Origin of the sequence: Pseudomonas sp. B13(2017) (assembly GCF_002113245.1) — a bacterium.
Classification (GTDB): Bacteria; Pseudomonadota; Gammaproteobacteria; order Pseudomonadales; family Pseudomonadaceae; genus Aquipseudomonas; species Aquipseudomonas putida_Z.
Genome location: NZ_NEJX01000009.1, coordinates 108,112 through 127,418 on the forward strand (window position 1 = coordinate 108,112; position 19,307 = coordinate 127,418).

Sequence of the window (19,307 nt, forward strand, 5' to 3'; positions counted from 1 at the left end):
GGCGGGGCATGCATCAGTCCATTCCGGGGGTTGTTGGGTGTTGCATAAAAGGTCTCAAGTCGTTCGAAATATGACTTGGACGGTCTTGGTGGGTGGGGCATAGGATTGCAGCCACTGGAGTTCACAACCGACTCCCCCATCAGGAAAACGCACATGAACCTCAAATCCCTTATCGCCAATCCACTGGGCCACGGTGCCGCACCGCTGGGCAACATGTTCCGCAATGTTCCCGAGGCCGAAGTCCAGGCCACCATCGACGCCGCCTGGGCCAACGGCGTGCGCTACTACGATACCGCCCCGTTCTACGGCGCCGGCCTGTCCGAATCTCGCCTGGGCAACGCCCTGGTCGGCCGCCCGCGTGACGAGTACGTGCTCAGCACCAAGGTCGGCCGCATCATCCTCGACGAACTGGAAGACCCGGCAGCCCGTGAACTGGGCGAAAAAAGCGGCCTGTTCGAACACGGCAACCGCAACCGCATCGTCAACGACTACAGCGCCGATGCCACCCTGCGTTCCATCGAGGATAGCCTGCGTCGTCTGAAGACCGATCGCCTGGACATCGTCTGGATCCACGACATCGCCCAGGACTTCTACGGTGACGAATGGCTCAGCCAGTTCGAAACCGCCCGTACCGGTGCCTTCCGCGTACTGACCCGTCTGCGTGAAGAGGGCGTGATCAAGGCCTGGGGCCTGGGTGTGAACCGCGTCGAGCCGATCGAGCTGACCCTCGACCTGGAAGAAGCCCGTCCGGATGGCTTCCTGCTCGCCGGCCGCTACTCGCTGCTGGACCATGACCGCGCACTGCAACGCGTCATGCCGCAAGCGGTGGAGCAGGGTGTAGGCATCGTCGTGGGTGGCCCGTACAGCTCGGGTGTCACCGCCGGCGGCGAGCACTTCGAATACCAGAAGGCCAACGCGACCGTGCTGGCCAAGCTCGAGCGCATCCGCGCCGTGGCCCGTGCCCATCGTGTGGATGTGAAGGCGGCTGCCCTGCAGTTCGCCCTGGCCCACCCGGCCGTGGTCTCGGTGATCCCGGGCTCCACCCGTCCGGCACACGCCAACGAAGACCTCGCCGCCCTGAGCAAGGTGATCCCGATGGCCTTCTGGAACGACCTGCGCCAGCAAGGGCTGATCAACGCCCAGGCCCCGGTACCTGCTGTTTAAACCGATCTTTAAGGGCCGCTGCGCGGCCCTGCCTACCCGAATCAATGGGGCCACGCCCCGGGAGAATCATCATGGCAACTGCACAAGCTTCCATCACCCTGGCAACTGATGCCAACCGCGTTTGGCAACTGATTGGCGGTTTCGACGCGCTGCCCGACTGGCTGCCGTTCATTCCCGAAAGCGCCCTGAGCGAAGGCGGCCGCGTCCGCACCCTGAAGAGCGTGGCTGGCGACACCATCATCGAGCGCCTGCTGGACTTCAACGAAGCCGGCCGCAGCTACAGCTACACCATCCTCACGGGGCCGGCGCCGGTGCGTGACTACCAGTCGACCCTGCGCGTGGTGGCTGAAGGTAGCGGGTCTCGTGTGGAATGGTCCGGTTCGTTCGTGCCGGTGGGTGTCAGCGATGCTGAGGCAACTGCGTTGTTCGCTGGCATCTATGAAGATGGCCTGGCGGCGCTGAAGAAAGGGCTGGAAGGCTAATACCTGTCAGCTAAGTAATTGGGGGCCGCTTTGCGGCCCATCGCCGGCAAGCCAGCTCCCACAGAGATCGCGCAACTCCTGAGTTCTGCGCAGTACCTGTGGGAGCTGGCTTGCCGGCGACGGGCTGCGTAGCAGCCCCGTTAACGCTATCTTCGTTGCTTCAGAAAATGCTACCCATAACTGCGGTTAAAGCCACGCCTTGATTTGCCTGGACACAGCGTCAGTGGAGATCCCGTAACGGTCATGCAAGGTCGGAAGTGCACCCGCATCGAGAAATGCATCCGGTAGCGCGATCTGGCGGAAGGTTGGAGTGACCCCATTGCGCAACAGCACGCCCGCAACTGCCTCTCCCAGGCCCCCTATGATCGAGTGGTTTTCCGCAGTGACCACCAGGCGACCAGGCTTGCGTGCCTCGGCGAGGATGGTCTGCTCATCGAGCGGTTTGATGGTGGGTACATGCAGCACCGATACATCCACACCGTCCTTTTGCAACTGCTCGGCAGCCTCCAGCGCACGCATGGTCATGAGGCCGCTGGCAATCAACAACACATCCCGGCCACCGCGCAGCACCTGTGCCTTGCCCAGCTGGAACTGGTAATCGTAGCGATCGAGCACCAAGGGTACGTTGCCGCGCAGCAGCCTCATGTAGACCGGCCCTTGATGGGCAGCGATCGCTGGCACAGCCTGTTCGATCTCAAGCGCATCGCAGGGGTCGACGATCATCAGGTTGGGCATCGCCCGGAAGATGGCCAGGTCATCCGTGGCCTGGTGGCTAGGACCATAACCGGTGGTCAGGCCAGGCAGCCCGCAGACGATCTTGACGTTGAGGTTCTCTTCTGCGATTGCCATGCAGATGAAGTCATAGGCCCGACGGGAAGCGAATACCGCATAGGTGGTGGCAAAGGGTGTCATGCCTTCCCGTGCCATGCCAGCAGCGGCGCTCATCAGCAATTGTTCGGCCATGCCCATTTGATAGAAGCGCTCGGGGTGGGCTTTGGCGAAGATGTGCAGGTCGGTGTACTTGGACAGGTCGGCACTTAGCCCAACTATATCCTGACGTTGCTCGGCAAGGCTTGCCAAGGCATGGCCAAACGGGGCAGGGCGGGTCGGCTGGCCGTCGGCGGCAATCGAAGCGATCATGGCCGAGGTGGTCAGGCGTTTCTTGGGTGAGTTCACAGTGCTCATGCTTGGCTCCCGGCGTCCAGCGCCTTGAGGGCGAGGTCCCATTCGTTTTCATCGACGCGAATGAAGTGCGTCTTGTCGCGGTTTTCCAGGAAAGGCACGCCTTTGCCCATGCGGGTATCGCAGATGATCACGCGCGGTTGCGCCCCGGTGTGGGCGCGGGCCTGGTCGAAGGCGCCGACCAGCGCATCCAGGTCATTGCCGTCCACGCGTTGAACGAACCAGCCAAAGGCTTGCCAACGGTCGACGATTGGCTCGAAGGCCAGTACCTCGCTGGAATGGCCATCCGCCTGCTGGTTGTTCACATCGATGATGGCGATCAGGTTGTCCAGGCGCCAATGGCTGGCCGACATGGCGGCCTCCCAGGTCGAGCCCTCGTTGAGCTCGCCATCGGACAGCAGGTTGTAGACCCAGCTGTCCGAACCCTTGCGTTTGAGCCCGAGGCAAGCGCCGACGGCGATGCCCAAGCCGTGGCCGAGCGAGCCACCGGTGATCTCCATGCCTGGGGTATAGGCAGCCATACCAGACATGGGCAAGCGGCTATCGTCGCTACCGTAGGTTTCAAGCTCATCCTCTGGGATTACGCTGGCCTCGATCAGTGCGGCATAGAGGGCAATCGCGTAGTGCCCGATGGACAGGTAGAAACGGTCGCGCTGCTCCCATTCGGGGTTGCCGGGGTCGAGGCGCAGCGCATGGAAATACGCGACCGCCAGCAGGTCGGCGGCGCCCAGCGCCTGGCCGACGTAGCCCTGGCCCTGGACTTGCCCCATGCGCAATGCATGGCGGCGGATATTGCGAGCGCGCACAGCCAGCGGCAGCGCCTCGGTGTAGGTAGGCACAGCAGTCATTGAAGTGACTCCTTTATCGAATCAACGATTGACCAGATGAGCCGGTACTCGTGACACCAGGAAGGCGCCAAACATGAGTACGGCCGTGATGAGATACATGCCGATGGCATTGCTGCCCAAGGTGGTAGTGACCCAGCCGATCAGGTACGGCGAGCAGAAGCCGGCAAGGTTGGCGAAACTGTTCACCGCAGCGATGCCTGCCGCCGCCGATACACCTCCCAGCAGCGTGGTGGGCAGCATCCAGAACAGTGAAGAGGCGGATAGCACTCCAGCCGCTGCGAGGCACAGGCTGAGGATCGAAAGCGTCAGGCTGCTGCCCAGTGCTGCGGCGAGGCTCAGGCCCAGTGCGCCGATCAGCATGGGGATCGCCAGATGCCAGCGGCGTTCACGGTGACGGTCGCCGCTGCGCCCGGCCCACAGCATCGCGACGATGGCACACAGGTACGGCAGGCTGGTCAGCAGGCCGATGTGCAAAGGTTCGCTGACGCCGGCATTACGTACCAGTGTGGGTAGCCAGAACGTGATTGCGTACTGGCCCATCACTACGCAGAAGTAGATGCCCGCCAGCAACCAGAGCCGACGGTCGCGGATGAAGTCGGCCACCGAGCCGTGGTTTACCTTGTGTTGCTCGTCTTCAGCCAGTTCCTTGCGCACCAAGGCTTTTTCTTCGTCGCTCAACCAGTGAGCCTGATCGACGCCATCCTTCAGGTAGCTCAGCACCAGAACGCCCACCAGTACCGTTGGGATGGCTTCGAGCAGGAACATCCACTGCCAGCCCGCCCAGCCGTGAACGCCGGCAAAGCGCTCCATGATCCAACCCGACAAGGGGCCACCGACCATGCCCGAGAGCGGAATCGCGATGAACCACAGCGCGGTCATCTTTGCCCGGCGGTAAGACGGGAACCAATAGGTCAGGTACAGCAGAAGCCCTGGTGCCAGGCCTGCTTCGGCGATCCCCAGCAAAAACCGCAGGGTATAGAATTGCCAGGCTGTCTCCACCAGGGCGAACATCGCCGAGATGATGCCCCAGGTGATCATGATGCGAGCGATCCAGCGTCGAGCGCCCACTTTGTGCAGAATGATGTTGCTGGGCACCTCGCAGAGAAAATAGCCAATGAAGAACATGCCGGCGCCCAGTCCGTAGACCGCTTCGGAAAGGGCCAGGTCGTCCATCATCTGCAGCTTCGCAAAGCCGACATTGACCCTGTCCAGATAGGCGCACAGGTAGCAGAGCATGAGAAAAGGCATCAGTCGCCAGGCCGTTTTACGGTAGGCACTGCTGCGCGCGGCGGATACCGCATCGAGCGCTAATGTGGTCATTCGTTCTGATCTCTTGTTGTTATCGAACGCGTGGCCTGCGCCGGGCTCGGGTGCAGGTCACGATGCACCGGGTGCTCAGTGGATCAGCATCCCGCCGTTGACATCCAGGGTAATGCCCGTCAGGTAGCTGGACAGGTCACTGGCCAGGAACAAAGCCGCATTGGCGACATCGCGCGCCTCACCCAGGCGGCCCAGCGGGATGCCTTCGATGATGGCGTGGCGGCGCTCATCCTGCATGAGACCACCGGTGATGTCAGTGTGAATCAGGCCTGGTGTGATCGAGTTGACGCGAATATTGTCCGGTCCCAGTTCACGGGCCATCGCCTTGCCCAATCCAAGCACGCCAGCCTTCGCCGCGCTGTAGTGAGGGCCACCGAAGATGCCGCCACCACGCTGGGCAGACACAGAAGACATGCAGATGATGCTGCCAGCGCGTTGCGCCCGCATGGTTGGGATCACCGCCTGGGACATCAGCAAGGTGCCACGAAGGTTCACGTTGAGAATCCGGTCATAGTCAGCCCCTGTGATTTCCAGGGTTTTCACCGGTTGAGTGATGCCGGCGTTGTTTACCAGCACGTCGATCCGGCCGAATTGCGCGAGCACTTGAGCGATGGCATCACGCACTTGTGCTTCATCGGCAACGTTGGCAGCCACGCCGAGGTGGCCTTCGCCGAGTGAAGCGGCAGCCTCGGTTGCGGCAGAGGCGTCCAGGTCCAGGATCGCGACTTTGGCGCCCTGAGCGGCAAACGCCTGGGCTGTTGCGCGGCCGATACCGCGGGCAGAGGCCGCGCCAGTGATCACGGCAAATTTTCCTGTTAACAGCATCGAAGGTGCTCCAGATGGTTGTTGTTGTGAGCGGCGGTTCCGGCAGAACCGATAGGCACAGCTTCGTCCGGGACAGCACCCCGAGCAACGCTGCCTCCTTCACCCGGTGCTGAAAAAAATTCAGCCCTCGACTTGTGCCTTGGGCTTACAGGAAGGTAAAAGCCTTGGCATCGCTTCGAATCTTTCAGGAAATGGTCATGAGCCTGGACATCCTCAGAAAATCGCCTCAGATCCCTTCCCTGAAAGCAATTCAGGCCTTTGAGCAAGTCGCTCGCTTCGCCAACGTTGCACGGGCCGCAGAGCAGTTGAACCTCACGCCCTCTGCGGTGAGCCACCAGATCGCTAATCTGGAAGCCTTGATCGGTCGTCCATTGTTCATTCGCGAAGCGCGCGGTGTTGCATTGACCCCGGCCGGAGAGCAGTACCTGCGCGAGGTGTCAGGCATATTGCAAAGCTTGGCTACGGCCACCGAGCGCGCCGGCAACTCGGTGGGCTTCGATTGCTTGCGGCTTCATTCCGCGCCCAGCTTCGGCCTGCTTTGGTTGCTGCCGCGCCTGGACCATTTTCGTAACAGTCATCCGCAGATCCAGATCAACCTGTCGTGCTCCTACGAGTCGCTGCACTTCGGCCGCCATCAGATCGATCTGGATATCCGTCATGGCTACCCCAACTGGCCCAGCCTGGAAGTGCGCACCATCCGGCATGAACGTGCAACTGTGCTGGCCTCGCCACAGCTTCTGGAGCGTACGCCTATCAAGCAGCCGGGTGATCTGCTGGGGCAGAACCTGATCCTGTCGGAAGCCGCATTGGTGCAATGGCCCCAATGGTTCGCCCAGCAAGGCGTGGCGTTGCCACAAACCCCCTACGCCCTGAGCTTCGATCGCTCCTACATGAGCCTGGAGGCCGCCAGCCATGGGTATGGGTTGGCCTTGGAGAGTTCCCTGCTGGCGCAGGACTATATCGCCCGGGGCGAGTTGGTACCGGTATTTGCGGAAGACTTGGCGACGCCCGTCAGTGCCCACCACCTGGTATTTCCGCGAGGCCATGCTGAAACCCCCAGGGTTCGACAATTCCTTGAATGGGTGCAGGGCCAGCTCGGTCATGACTTCAACTACTGAGAGCAGTTTGCACAACAGATGAACTGCGGTAGGGGCCGGCTATCAAGTCAGCAGAAGGCTGGATAGCACCAGAACTCAACGGTGATAAGTGGCAAGGGAAAAGCCCTACAACTCTATCGGAAGTTTCGCTGCCCGGTTCGGGTTGTACATCTTCAGGGGCTCGCTACCATCAGGGCTCGGCGCTTCCATGGAGATTCCAGTGACTACTTCCGGCAATACAAGAAGGCGGGGTTGGTAGCGTGAATCAGCCCTTGGGTTCGTTCACTAGCTTTCTGCGCTCGGCCTTGCTGATTCTATTGTGTCTATTGGGCGTATTCCCTCTGGATGTGATCCTGCCGTCATTCCCGGCGCTCGCAGGCGAGTTTCACGTCGAGCCAAAGCAGATAGCCTACTCGGTGAGCTTCTTTGCGTTTGGTGTCGCCCTGGCGCAAATCGTGATCGGGCCATTGTCGGATGGCATGGGGCGCAAGCGGTTGTTGCTCGCTGGGTTGGGAGTGTCCATTGCAGGGGCAGTGGGTTGTGTACTTTCAACCCGCTATGAGACGTTCATGGCGTTCCGTTTGTTGCAGGCCCTGGGTTGCGGGAGTTTCGTGCTGGGCCAGGCGCTCGTGCAGGATCTGTACAGTGGAAAACAGCGCAATGCCATGCGTATCCTGCTGACCAGCGCAAGTGGGCTGTTCATCTCGTTGTCACCGGTCGCAGGCGCTTTTCTCCAACAATCCTTTGGCTGGAAGGGCAGCTTTACGGTATTCGCTTTCATCGCCGTGATCGTTTCATGCCTGTCATATGCATTGCTGCAGGACACGCCTGCATCGCGAGGCCGTACTTCGGGCATGCGCAGCTATTGGGTCATGCTGCGTGATACGACCTATCTTGCGCACTCCCTGCTGGCCAGCCTCGCGTTTGCCTGCCATTTTTCCTTCATCGTTGTCGCGCCATTGGCGTTGATGGACAGCCTGGGGCTGACGCCATATCAATTCTCGGTGGTATTTATCGCCTATGGGCTTGCGTATATCGCTGGCGGAGCAGCTGCGACCTACTTGAACAATCGTGTAAGCCCGCAGGTTCAGATCAAGACAGGATTCCTGCTCATAGCTGCCGGGGGCATCACACTGTTGATCTGGGAGCAGGTGGCAGGGTTGACGGTGGCGGGTCTTCTGCTGCCGATGATCATCTGCACGACCGGGACAACGTTGGTGCGTCCTGCTGCAACGACCCAAGCCTTGGCGCGTTACCCGCAGCAAGCCGGTGCGGCAGCGTCGCTGAATACGACATTGATGTTCGCAGGTGGTGGTTTGGCTGGCAGTCTGGTTGCTGGCGTCGAAAGCGAGCTGCCGATGAGCCTGGGGCTTCTGTTCCTGGGTGTCAGTTTGTGCGGATGGCTACTGCTTGCATGCCTGACGGAAACGCTGACCAGCACTCGAACTTGATAACAAACGAGCCATCCGCGGTGAAAACGATAACGGTGTAGCGCAGGTGTTGATCAGGCCCAGAAACCAAACAGCACCAACGCCGCCACGCCAAGCCCGACCGCAACCGAACAGCCGCCCAACGACAGTGCCGCCCGACCTTGCCGGTACCAACCCTCCTGGCCCAGCTGCCGTGCCGGTGCCAACAAGCTGCGCCAGTGCAGTTCCGTGTCATGAAACGCCTGCAAGTTCGCCATGTCCGCATCCAGCCAACGGCGAAAATCGATCCGCTCGCACGCCGTCACCTGTGGGCTCTGCAAGCGCACATACCATTGCCCGGCAACACTCGCCAGCACATCCCGGCGCGAGCGACCGGCCTGCAGTGCCTGGTCCATGTGCCGCTCGATGCTCGCCAATGGCAGGTCGAGGCGGGCGGCGATGCTGGCGAAGTCCAGTTGGTCGAGGCGGTTGAGCAGGAATACTTGTTGCACACGCCGTGGCAGGCGTTTCAGGGCGTGCAGCAGGGCGTCGTCGGCATGATGTTCGGCAGCAGGGGTTGGGTGCTCAAGGGGCAGCAGCAGACGGGTCATGGACAGCTCCTTGCTCTATGGAGGGGGAGGGATGGGGGCATCTTCCGTGATGCGTGATCAGCGTAGGTGAAACGAGATTGATTCTCAAGTGCTGATTCCGCAAAGTTTTGTAATGAGCGTTCACGCCCTGAAACACCTTTGCTATCATGCGCGCCATCACGATCTTCATTAGCCTGAAGAGCCAAAAAAAAGACCCAGCAAAAAGCTGGGTCAAAAACCGTGATTAGCCTGATGAGGAGATAATCTGAGAGCGACCTAAGCTCCAGGTTATCCAGCAGATCTCGCGATCAGCTGAGTGCAATAATAATCGTTATCATTTGCAAGTCAAATGAATTTTCGCTAATCCGGTAAAAAAGTTTTACCGGTGCGCTTCCTTGTCCCGGCAATCGGGGCCTTCGCCGTTACCCGGCCATCACGTTCTCTCCCTTCTTTCCTGCTTACAAACCCGATTCCACGGTGCGTTTGTGCTCGAGCAGTGCGCGCGCCATGTCCATCATGTGCATCAGGGCAAAGGTCAGTTCGCGCTGGCTGCCGTGCTGGTGGGTGGCGGTTTCCTGCGCGGTGGCGGCGGCGCAGCGCAGCAGGGCGATGGCGTGTTCCTGGGCCTGGTCGCCGGTTACCCCCTCGTGCAGGGTCCAGATCCTGTTGTCCAGGGTGGGGCGCGGCGGGTTGGGGTTGAGGTAGTAGTCGAGGGCGCGGCGGGCGGCTTCGCTGTCGAGATCTGTTTCGTCGTTTTTCGGTGGTTTCATCGCGATACCTTCTGATTTCCTTCAAACACACAGGAATCAGAGGATAGGTCAGTCTGTATTATCTATCTCAAAATAAATAATTCAGATTGTGTATTGCTGCGATTAATACAGTCCGTATTGTTGCCGCTCATGGAAAACTGGAACGCATTTCTCAAGCGCTACAAGCGCGAACACAATCTCAGCCAGCTCAAGCTGGCCGAGCGCCTGGGCATGACTCAGGGGGGCGTGGGGCATTGGCTGCGTGGCACGCGGCGGCCGACGCTGGAAACCATCAACGAAAAGCTCGAAAAACTTGGGTTGGTGTTTCTGGAAGCCCAAGTCATGGTGGTGGAGCGCGATATCGTGCGCGAATCGCCTGGTCACTATGCGGCCGAGCAGCCGGTTTCGGCAGAAGCATTGCTTTACGCGAGCTTTCGCTTCCCGGTGCTGAGTTGGGCTGACTTGCAGGGGGCCTTGCCAGAAACAAGCAAGGCCCACGAACAGACTGACTACATGCCCGCTGGCAATGCGTTCTGGTTGGTGGTGGAAAACGACTCGATGAATGCCGCCAGTGGCAGGAGCATACCTGAGGGTATGCGTGTGCTGGTGGATACTGGCCTGCCGGCAGAGCCAGGCCGGTTGGTGATTGCGCGGCAGCCCGGGCGGCCGGCAGTGTTGCGGCAGTTGGTCGAGGAGGGCGGAGACAGGATGCTCAAACCGCTGAATACCCGCTATCCGACAGTCCTGTGTGAAGACGGCTGCGAATTTCTTGGTGTGGTCGTGCGGGGGCACGGGGTCTTCTAGCTTGCCGGGGGCTGCTGGGCAGCCCTGTCGCGACACAAGGCTGCTCCTACAGCGGCCGCAGCGGGTTCGATCGAGATGCGCGCCTTTGCAGGAGGCTGATGGCAGCGATGAATATGGATAGATGGATTGCCCTGGTCCGTGACCGGATGGAGGAGCTAGGGCTCACTCAAGAACAGCTTGCCGAGCGCGTTGGTGTGTCTCAAGGCAGCGTGGGGCATTGGGTGAACAAGCGGCGGCAGCCGAAGATCGAGTCGATGAACCGCACCCTCATCGAAATTGGCATGCCGCACTATATCGTCAGCTTGCAGCTGCGCATTCAGGGGCAGGTTGACGGGAAGCGGAGCGTTTACGAGGTCGATGACACCGATGACGACCTGGACCTCATGCAATACATCGTGTGCTTCCGCTACCCGGTGCTGGGCTGGGATGAGCTAGGTATCGCAGAGGGAGTGGAGCCAGGTGTGTTCGAGCAGACGGACTACCTGGCCCAGGGCAAGGCGTTCTGGCTGACTGTCGAGAATGATGCGATGAGTGCCGCCAGTGGCCGCAGTGTGCCGCAGGGCATGCGGATGTTGGTGGACCCTGGGATAGATGCCGAGCCAGGACGTCTGGTTATCGCTCGTCAGCCGGGCAAACCGGCGATTTTCCGTGAGTTGGCGGAGGAAGGTGGGCAACGGTACCTGAAGGCACTCAACAGCAACTACCCGGCGCTGTTGTGTGAGGAAGGCTGCGAGTTTCTGGGTGTGGTCGTGCGAGTGCATGGCTCCTTCTAGATTGCCGGGGCTGCTGCGCAGCCCATCGCCGGCAAGCCAGCTCCCACAGGTACGGCGCCCGGCGGGAAATTCCATGCGGTCGGGGTGGGAGCTGGCTTGCCGGCGATGGGGCGCAAGGCGCCCCCGCTGGCACTACTCCGCCAACTCGACCAGCACCGTCCCTTCGCTGACCATATCCCCTTCCTGGCAGAACAACGCCTTCACAGTGCCGCCATGCGGCGCGCGAATGCTGTGCTCCATCTTCATGGCCTCCAGCACTACCAGCGCCGTACCTGCTTCCACCACCTGCCCAGGCTCCACCAGCACCCGCACGATGCTGCCGTTCATGGGCGCGCCCAGGCCGCCCTGGTGGCTGTGGCTGGCCTCGGCCTCGGCGATCGGGTCGAAGGCTTCGATGGCATGCATCTCGCCATCCCACTGCAAGTAGAGCGTGCCACCGCGGCGGATCGCCAGATGCTGGCGACGCACGCCAGCCTGGTCATGCACCAACTGCTCGCCCACCAGTTGCCAGGTAGACGCTGCGCTGCGCTCCAGGGCAACTGCCTGGTCCTGCCCGCCACTCGCCAGGTGCAGGCTGCTGCGCGCCGGCAGGCCCAGGCGCAGGCCGTTGCGCTCGGCCCACGGCGAACTGCGGTCGTCGTCCCGCTGATGTGCGGCCTGGCCCTGCAACCAGGCCTCGGCCGCGGCTTCCCAGAAGCCTGTCGGCAGCGCTTGAGGCGCGGGCAGCAGAACCTCCTGGTGACGCGGAATGAAGCCAGTATCCAACTCCGCTGCAGCAAACGCCGGGTGGGCGAGAATGCGCCGCAGGAAGGCGATGTTGGTCTTCAACCCGCCAATGGCAAACTCGTCGAGCATGGCCAGCAAGCGCAGGCGCGCCTGCTCGCGGTCTTCGCCCCAGGCGATCAGCTTGCCCAGCATCGGGTCGTAGAACGGCGACACCACATCACCTTCGCTGACCCCGCTGTCCACCCGTCGCCCTTCGCCGGCTGCCGACTCGCGGTACAGCGCCAGCTTGCCGGTCGCGGGCAGGAATTCGTTGGCCGGGTCCTCGGCATACAGGCGCACTTCGATGGCATGGCCGATCAGCGGCACCTGTTCCTGGGTGATCGGCAGGGCCTCGCCGCAGGCCACGCGAATCTGCCAGGCCACCAGGTCGAGCCCGGTAATGGCTTCGGTAACCGGGTGCTCCACCTGCAGGCGGGTGTTCATCTCCATGAAGAAGAATTCGCCGCGGGCATCGAGCAGGAACTCCACGGTGCCGGCGCCCACGTAGCCGATGGCTTGGGCCGCGCGTACCGCTGCCTCGCCCATGGCCCGGCGCAATTCGGCTGACAGGCCTGGCGCAGGGGCTTCTTCCACCACCTTCTGGTGGCGGCGCTGGATCGAACAGTCACGCTCGTTGAGGTACAGGCAGTTGCCGTGCTGGTCGGCGAATACCTGGATTTCCACATGGCGCGGCTTGAGCACGTACTTTTCCACCAGCATGCGCGCATCGCCGAACGACGACTGCGCCTCACGCTGGGCCGAGGCCAGGGCGTCGGCCAGCTGGCTTTCTTCCTCGACCACTTTCATGCCCTTGCCACCGCCGCCAGCGCTGGCCTTGAGCAGCACCGGGTAGCCGATGCGTTCGGCGGCGGCACGGAAGGTGTCCAGGTCCTGAGCTTCGCCGTGGTAGCCCGGCACCAGTGGCACGCCAGCGGCTTCCATCAGTGCCTTGGCCGCCGACTTGCTGCCCATTGCGTCGATGGCGCTGGCCGGTGGGCCGAGGAAGATCAACCCGGCCTCTTCGATGGCACGGGCAAAGCCTGCGTTCTCGGACAGGAAGCCATAGCCCGGGTGGATGGCCTGGGCGCCGCTGGCCTTGGCTGCGGCCAGCAGCTTGTCGACCAGCAGGTAGCTTTCGGCAGCCTTGGTGCCGCCGAGGTCGACGCGGATATCGGCTTCGCGGCTGTGCCGGGCATCACGGTCGGTGGCGCTGTGCACGGCCACGGTGGTCAGGCCCATGGCCTTGGCGGTGCGCATCACCCGGCAGGCGATTTCGCCGCGGTTGGCGACCAGCAGGGTGGTCAAAGCGGGGCGGCTCATGGGCGCGGCTCCTTCTTGTCGTCGGTTTGCCAGGCGGGGCGGCGTTTTTCCAGGAAGGCGCGCAGGCCCTCCTGGCCTTCGGCGCTGACGCGGATGCGGGCGATGGTGTTTTCGCAGTAGCGGCGCAGGGCCGGGCTGAGTTCACCGTCGTCCACTTCACGCAGCAGGTCCTTGGTGGCGCGCAGCGCTTGCGGGCTGTTTTGCAGCAGGTTGTTCACCCAGGTTTCGACCTGGGCGTCCAGTTCGCTGGCCGGGTAGACCTCGGCCAGCAGGCCCAGCTCGCGGGCCCGCACGCCGCTGAAACGCTCGGCGGTGAGGGCATAGCGGCGCGCGGCACGCTCGCCGATGGCCTTGACCACGAACGGGCTGATCACTGCCGGGGCCAGGCCTATGCGTACTTCCGACAGGCACAGCTGGGCGTCTTCGGCGCCGATGGCCATGTCGCAGCAGCTGATCAGGCCCAGCGCGCCGCCAAAGGCCGCGCCTTGCACCACGGCCAGGGTCGGCGCCTTTAGGCGGTGCAGGGCGTACATCAGCTCGCCCAGCTCGCGGGCATCATCCAGGTTGGTGTTGAAGTCCAGCTGCGCCGACTGCTGCATCCAGGCCAGGTCGGCGCCGGCGCTGAAGTGCCGGCCGCGGCCGCGCAGCAGCACGAAGCGCAGGCTGGCGTCCTCGGCCAACTGGTCGAGGGCGACGATCAGCTCGCGGATCATCAAGGCGTTGAAGGCGTTGTTCTTGTCCTCGCGGCTCAGCCACAGGGTGGCGAAGCCGCGCGGGTCGCGGATCACTTCGAGGGTGCTGAAATCGCTCATGGGTCACATCCGGAAAATGCCGAAGCGGCTCTGTTCGATCGGTGCGTTCAGCGCGGCGGACAACGCCAGGCCGAGCACGTCGCGGGTCTGTGCCGGGTCGATGACACCGTCGTCCCACAGGCGGGCGCTGGAGTAGTAGGGGTGGCCCTGGTGCTCGTACTGGTCAAGGATCGGCTGTTTGAGCCGGGCTTCGTCTTCGGCGCTGAACGGGTGGCCACTGCGCTCGCTCTGTTCGCGCTTGACCTGGGCCAGCACGCCGGCGGCCTGTTCGGCCCCCATCACGCCAATCCGCGCGTTTGGCCACATCCACAGGAAGCGCGGGTCGTAGGCACGGCCGCACATGCCGTAGTTGCCGGCGCCAAAGCTGCCGCCAATGATCACCGTGAACTTCGGCACCTGGGCGCAGGCCACGGCAGTGACCAGCTTGGCGCCGTGCTTGGCGATGCCGCCTTCTTCGTACTTCTTGCCGACCATGAAGCCGGTGATGTTCTGCAGGAACAGCAGCGGGATGCCGCGCTGGCAGGCCAGTTCGATGAAGTGCGCGCCTTTTTGCGCGGCCTCGGCGAACAGGATGCCGTTGTTGGCGAGGATCGCCACCGGGTAGCCGTGCAGGTGGGCGAAGCCGCACACCAGGGTGGTACCGAACAGCGCCTTGAACTCGTCGAACACCGAGCCGTCGACCAGGCGCGCGATCACCTCGCGCACGTCGAACGGTTGCTTGGCATCGGCCGGCACCACGCCATACAGCTCATCGGCAGCATACAGGGGGGCTACCGGGGCCAGGCGCTGCAGCTTGCCCAGCTTGTGCCAGTTGAGGTTGGCCACGCTGCGTCGGGCCAGGGCCAGGGCGTGTTCGTCGTTGTCGGCATAGTGGTCGGCCACGCCGCTGGTGCGGCAGTGCACATCGGCGCCGCCGAGGTCTTCGGCGCTCACCACTTCACCGGTGGCGGCCTTTACCAGTGGGGGGCCGGCGAGGAAGATGGTCGCTTGCTGGCGCACCATGATCGCTTCGTCGGCCATCGCGGGCACATAGGCACCGCCGGCGGTGCACGAGCCCATCACCACGGCAATCTGCGGAATGCCCAGTGCGCTCATGTTGGCCTGGTTGAAGAAGATCCGCCCGAAGTGTTCGCGGTCGGGGAACACTTCGTCCTGGCGTGGCAGGTTGGCGCCGCCGGAGTCCACCAGGTAGATGCACGGCAGGCGGTTCTGCAGGGCGATGGTCTGCGCACGCAGGTGCTTCTTCACCGTCAGCGGGTAGTAGGAGCCGCCTTTGACCGTGGCGTCGTTGGCCACGATCATGCATTCCACGCCTTCGACGCGGCCGATGCCGGCGATCACGCCCGCAGCGGGCACATCTTCGCCATATACCTCATGGGCAGCCAGTTGGCCGATTTCGAGGAACGGCGAGCCCGGGTCCAGCAGGCGGTCGATACGCTCGCGCGGCAGCAGCTTGCCACGCGAAGTGTGCCGCTCCTGAGCCTTGGGCCCACCGCCCTGGGCCACTTGGGCGAGCAGGCCGCGCAGGGCCTGGACCTGTTCGAGCATGGCCGCGCTGTTGCCGGCGAACTCCGCCGAACGCGGGTTGATCTGGGTGTGCAAGGTAGCCATGTGCGCCCGTCCCTTGTGCTCAGCGGGTTTCGTTGAACAGTTCGCGGCCGATCAGCATCCGGCGGATTTCGCTGGTGCCGGCACCGATCTCATACAGCTTGGCGTCGCGCAGCAGGCGGCCTGCCGGGAATTCGTTGATATAGCCATTGCCACCCAGAATCTGGATCGCCTCCAGGGCCATTTGCGTGGCGCGCTCGGCGGTGTACAGGATCACCCCGGCGGCGTCCTTGCGGGTGGTCTCGCCACGGTCGCAGGCCTGGGCCACTGCATACAGGTAGGCGCGGCTGGCGTTGAGCTGGGTGTACATGTCGGCGATCTTGCCCTGGATCAGCTGGAACTCGCCGATGCTCTGGCCGAACTGCTTGCGGTCGTGAATGTAGGGCACCACCAGGTCCATGCAGCTTTGCATGATGCCGGTCGGGCCGCCGGACAGCACCACGCGCTCGTAGTCCAGGCCGCTCATCAGCACGCGCACGCCACCGTTGAGCTGGCCGAGGATGTTTTCTTCCGGCACTTCGACGCCGTCGAAGAACAGCTCGCAGGTGTTGGAGCCACGCATGCCCAGCTTGTCGAACTTGTTGCTGCGGCTGAAGCCTTTCCAGTCACGCTCGACGATGAACGCGGTGATGCCGTGCGCGCCCTTGTCCAGGTCGGTCTTGGCGTAGATCACGTAGGTGTTGGCGTCCGGGCCGTTGGTGATCCAGGTCTTGCTGCCGTTGAGCACGTAGTGGTCGCCACGCTTTTCCGCGCGCAGCTTCATCGATACCACGTCGGAACCGGCGTTGGGCTCGCTCATGGCCAGGGCGCCGATGTGCTCGCCGCTGATCAGCTTGGGCAGGTACTTGAGCTTCTGCTCGTGGCTGCCGTTGCGGTTGATCTGGTTGACGCAGAGATTGGAGTGGGCACCGTAGGACAGGGCCACCGAGGCCGAGCCACGGCTGATTTCTTCCATCGACACCACGTGGGCCAGGTAGCCCAGGCCGGCGCCGCCGTATTCTTCCGGCACGGTGATGCCCAGCAGGCCCATGTCGCCGAACTTGCGCCACATGTCGGCCGGGAACAGGTTGTCGTGGTCGATTTGCGCGGCGCGCGGGGCCAGTTCGGCGGCGACGAAGGTGCGCACCTGGTCGCGGAGCATGTCGATGGTTTCGCCCAGGGCGAAGTTCAGGGTGGGGTAATGCATGCTGGGGCACCTTGTTGTTCTTGAAATATGGGAAACACCCTGGCTCAAGGATCTGGCGCCGGACCCTGTGGGAGCGGGCGTGCCCGCGAATGCGTCAGCAGGACCACCGTCATTGCCTGAGTGATCGCATTCGCGGGCACGCCCGCTCCCACAGGGTTCGGCGTCATGCCTGAGGGGCGGTGTCGTTCATCACCTTTACGTTAACGTAAACCTGCGTGCGCTCACTGTCAATCGACTCATCACCTTTACGTAAACGTAAATCTGCGCCAGAGTATTCCCGCTTGCTTCAGTCGTGCCCAGAACAACCACAAGAAGGGACACCCATGAGTCAACCAAGCTATACCCGCGGTCGCCAGGACCAAGCCTTGCTGACCCAGACCATCGGCCAGGCCTTCGACGCCACCGTGGCCCGTTGTGCCGACGGCGAGGCCCTGGTGTCGCGCCATCAGGGCCTGCGCTACAGCTGGCGGCAGTTGGCCGAGCAGGTCGAGGTGCATGCTCGTGCCCTGATGGCCCTGGGCGTGAACACCGGCGATCGGGTCGGCATCTGGTCGCCCAACTGCGCCCAGTGGTGCATCCTGCAGTTGGCCAGCGCCAAGGTCGGTGCGATTCTGGTCAACATCAACCCGGCCTACCGGGTGGGCGAGCTGGAATACGTGCTGCGCCAGTCCGGTTGCCGCTGGCTGGTGTGTGCCGATGCATTCAAGACGTCCGACTACCACGCCATGGTCCAGGAGCTGGCGCCGGAGCTGGCCAGCGCCACCCCGGGTGAAATGGCCAGTGAACGCCTGCCCGACCTGCGCGGTGTGGTCAGCCTGGCCGCCAACCCGCCGGCAGGCTTCCTGCCTTGGCAAGCGCTGGCCGAGCGGGCAGGGCAAACCTCCGTCGAGGCTTACGCAAAGCGCCAGCAAAGCCTGCAGTTCGACCAGCCGGTGAACATCCAGTACACCTCCGGCACCACCGGCGCACCGAAGGGCGCCACGCTCAGCCACTACAATATCCTCAACAACGGCTTCATGGTCGGCGAAAGCCTGGGCCTGACCGCACGCGACCGCATGGTGATCCCGGTGCCGCTGTACCACTGCTTCGGCATGGTCATGGCCAATCTCGGCTGCATCACCCACGGCAGCACCATGATCTACCCCAACGACGCCTTCGACGCCGAGCTCACCCTGCGCGCCGTAGCCGAAGAGCGCGCGAGCATTCTCTATGGCGTGCCGACCATGTTCATCGCCATGCTCGACCATCCCGCGCGCGCGCAAATGGACCTGTCGACCCTGCGCAGCGGCATCATGGCCGGCGCCACTTGCCCGATCGAGGTGATGCGCCGGGTCATCGACCAGATGCACATGGCCGAAGTGCAGATTGCCTACGGCATGACCGAAACCAGCCCGGTGTCGCTGCAGACCGGCCCGGACGACGACCTGGAGCTGCGCGTGACCACCGTCGGCCGCACCCAGCCGCAGCTGGAGAACAAGCTGGTGGACGCAGACGGCTGCATCGTCCCGCGCGGCGAGATCGGCGAGCTGTGCACCCGCGGCTACAGTGTGATGCTCGGCTACTGGGACAACCCCCAGGCCACGGCAGATGCCATCGACCCGGCCGGCTGGATGCATTCGGGCGACCTGGCGGTGATGGACGAGCACGGCTATGTGCGCATTGTCGGGCGCAACAAGGACATGATCATTCGCGGCGGCGAGAACATCTACCCGCGTGAACTGGAAGAGTTCTTCTACACCCACCCGGCGGTGGCTGATGCGCAGGTGATCGGCATCCCGTGCAGCCGTTATGGCGAGGAGATCGTCGCCTGGATCAAGCTGCACCCGGGACACAGTGCCACGGTCGAGGAACTGCAGGGCTGGTGCAAGGCGCGCATTGCCCACTTCAAGGTGCCGCGGCATATCCGCTTTGTCGACGAATACCCGATGACGGTCACCGGCAAGGTGCAGAAGTTCCGCATGCGGGAGATCAGTGTGGCGGAGATATCGGCGGTTACTGCTGGTTGATGCATTGGCTGTTCCGGCCCTTTCGCGGGCACGCCCGCTCCCACAGGTACTTCACTGCCGTCGGGCTCTGTGAAATACCTGTGGGAGCGGGCGTGCCCGCGAAGAGGCCGGCCCTGCCAGCACAAGATCCTGGTCTACCCTTAAGCCTTCACCGGTGGTTCCTGGCTCGGCGGGTCGCCCACCGTCGGCGGCACGGTCGGCTTGATCGGCAGCTCGTCCGGGTCTTCCTCCGGCACGGGCGGCGGCAGGCTCGGGTCGTCGATGTTGGGATCGGGAGTCTCCGGTGGAATGGGAATGTTCATGGCCTGACCTCGCTTGGGTAATTGAAGAGGTGCTGCAGGCTTCGACCCCTGGCAGCTGCCGTTCG

General features: G+C 62.9%; 18 protein-coding genes. 7 read left to right on the top strand and 11 right to left on the bottom strand.

The window, feature by feature from the left end:
* Positions 1-153 precede the first annotated feature (153 nt).
* Both CAG44_RS14005 and CAG44_RS14010 read left to right on the top strand, forming a co-directional pair.
* Positions 154-1,164 carry an aldo/keto reductase gene (locus CAG44_RS14005; protein WP_085590496.1) on the top strand — a complete coding sequence of 337 codons (1,011 nt, stop codon included), beginning with the start codon at positions 154-156 and terminating at the stop codon, positions 1,162-1,164.
* Between the two features lie 71 nt (positions 1,165-1,235).
* On the top strand, positions 1,236-1,646 hold the full coding sequence (locus CAG44_RS14010; RefSeq protein WP_075045688.1) for an SRPBCC family protein: 411 nt from the start codon (positions 1,236-1,238) through the stop codon (positions 1,644-1,646).
* A 186-nt stretch (positions 1,647-1,832) separates the two neighbouring features.
* On the opposite strand, the gene CAG44_RS14015 is transcribed toward CAG44_RS14010, so the two are convergent.
* The 4 genes from CAG44_RS14015 to CAG44_RS14030 all read right to left on the bottom strand — a co-directional run bounded on the left by CAG44_RS14015 (position 1,833) and on the right by CAG44_RS14030 (position 5,821).
* Positions 1,833-2,831: a transketolase family protein gene (locus CAG44_RS14015; RefSeq protein ID WP_015271019.1), complete on the bottom strand. Its 999-nt coding sequence runs from the start codon at positions 2,829-2,831 to the stop codon at positions 1,833-1,835.
* A complete protein-coding gene (locus tag CAG44_RS14020) occupies positions 2,828-3,676 on the bottom strand; it encodes a transketolase (RefSeq protein ID WP_075045686.1) in 849 nt (282 codons plus the stop codon). Before CAG44_RS14020 ends, CAG44_RS14015 begins: the two co-directional genes overlap by 4 nt.
* A 21-nt stretch (positions 3,677-3,697) precedes the next feature.
* Positions 3,698-4,996, bottom strand: coding sequence for an MFS transporter (locus CAG44_RS14025; RefSeq protein ID WP_025339858.1), 1,299 nt, complete (start codon positions 4,994-4,996; stop codon positions 3,698-3,700).
* 75 nt (positions 4,997-5,071) lie between these two features.
* Positions 5,072-5,821 (bottom strand): SDR family NAD(P)-dependent oxidoreductase, encoded by a 750-nt coding sequence (locus CAG44_RS14030; protein ID WP_013973349.1) that lies wholly within the window; start codon positions 5,819-5,821, stop codon positions 5,072-5,074.
* A gap of 197 nt (positions 5,822-6,018) precedes the next feature.
* Here CAG44_RS14030 and CAG44_RS14035 point away from each other — a divergent pair, with 197 nt between their 5' ends.
* Together CAG44_RS14035 and CAG44_RS14040 are read left to right on the top strand one after the other, a co-directional pair.
* Positions 6,019-6,939: a LysR substrate-binding domain-containing protein gene (locus CAG44_RS14035; RefSeq protein ID WP_085590498.1), complete on the top strand. Its 921-nt coding sequence runs from the start codon at positions 6,019-6,021 to the stop codon at positions 6,937-6,939.
* A 239-nt stretch (positions 6,940-7,178) separates the two neighbouring features.
* Positions 7,179-8,369 carry a Bcr/CflA family efflux MFS transporter gene (locus CAG44_RS14040; RefSeq protein ID WP_085692350.1) on the top strand — a complete coding sequence of 397 codons (1,191 nt, stop codon included), beginning with the start codon at positions 7,179-7,181 and terminating at the stop codon, positions 8,367-8,369.
* Between the two features lie 53 nt (positions 8,370-8,422).
* Here the strand turns inward: CAG44_RS14040 and CAG44_RS14045 are convergent, their stop codons facing one another.
* Entirely contained in the window at positions 8,423-8,938 is a 516-nt protein-coding gene (locus tag CAG44_RS14045; RefSeq protein WP_085692351.1) for a DUF4880 domain-containing protein, read from the bottom strand.
* 437 nt (positions 8,939-9,375) lie between these two features.
* Positions 9,376-9,687 (bottom strand): DUF6124 family protein, encoded by a 312-nt coding sequence (locus CAG44_RS14050; RefSeq protein WP_025339827.1) that lies wholly within the window; start codon positions 9,685-9,687, stop codon positions 9,376-9,378.
* Between the two features lie 129 nt (positions 9,688-9,816).
* Between CAG44_RS14050 and CAG44_RS14055 the strand changes: the two genes are divergently transcribed.
* Positions 9,817-10,470: a LexA family transcriptional regulator gene (locus tag CAG44_RS14055; protein ID WP_025339826.1), complete on the top strand. Its 654-nt coding sequence runs from the start codon at positions 9,817-9,819 to the stop codon at positions 10,468-10,470.
* Between the two features lie 107 nt (positions 10,471-10,577).
* Complete coding sequence (locus CAG44_RS14060) at positions 10,578-11,243, top strand: LexA family transcriptional regulator (RefSeq protein ID WP_170929308.1); 666 nt, start codon at positions 10,578-10,580, stop codon at positions 11,241-11,243.
* 132 nt (positions 11,244-11,375) lie between these two features.
* Here the strand turns inward: CAG44_RS14060 and CAG44_RS14065 are convergent, their stop codons facing one another.
* From CAG44_RS14065 to CAG44_RS14080, 4 genes are read right to left on the bottom strand one after another with little or no spacing between them, the layout of a single operon-like run.
* Positions 11,376-13,328: an acetyl/propionyl/methylcrotonyl-CoA carboxylase subunit alpha gene (locus CAG44_RS14065; RefSeq protein WP_085692353.1), complete on the bottom strand. Its 1,953-nt coding sequence runs from the start codon at positions 13,326-13,328 to the stop codon at positions 11,376-11,378.
* Positions 13,325-14,140, bottom strand: a complete 816-nt coding sequence (locus CAG44_RS14070; RefSeq protein WP_085692354.1) for a gamma-carboxygeranoyl-CoA hydratase — start codon at positions 14,138-14,140, stop codon at positions 13,325-13,327. Before CAG44_RS14070 ends, CAG44_RS14065 begins: the two co-directional genes overlap by 4 nt.
* Before the next feature lie 3 nt (positions 14,141-14,143).
* Positions 14,144-15,751: a carboxyl transferase domain-containing protein gene (locus CAG44_RS14075; protein WP_013973340.1), complete on the bottom strand. Its 1,608-nt coding sequence runs from the start codon at positions 15,749-15,751 to the stop codon at positions 14,144-14,146.
* A 19-nt stretch (positions 15,752-15,770) separates the two neighbouring features.
* Positions 15,771-16,934: an isovaleryl-CoA dehydrogenase gene (locus CAG44_RS14080; RefSeq protein ID WP_025339821.1), complete on the bottom strand. Its 1,164-nt coding sequence runs from the start codon at positions 16,932-16,934 to the stop codon at positions 15,771-15,773.
* 323 nt (positions 16,935-17,257) lie between these two features.
* Here CAG44_RS14080 and CAG44_RS14090 point away from each other — a divergent pair, with 323 nt between their 5' ends.
* Complete coding sequence (locus CAG44_RS14090) at positions 17,258-18,940, top strand: AMP-binding protein (RefSeq protein WP_085692355.1); 1,683 nt, start codon at positions 17,258-17,260, stop codon at positions 18,938-18,940.
* Between the two features lie 140 nt (positions 18,941-19,080).
* On the opposite strand, the gene CAG44_RS28945 is transcribed toward CAG44_RS14090, so the two are convergent.
* A complete protein-coding gene (locus CAG44_RS28945; RefSeq protein WP_003251307.1) occupies positions 19,081-19,242 on the bottom strand; it encodes a hypothetical protein in 162 nt (53 codons plus the stop codon).
* Between the last annotated feature and the right edge of the window lie 65 nt (positions 19,243-19,307).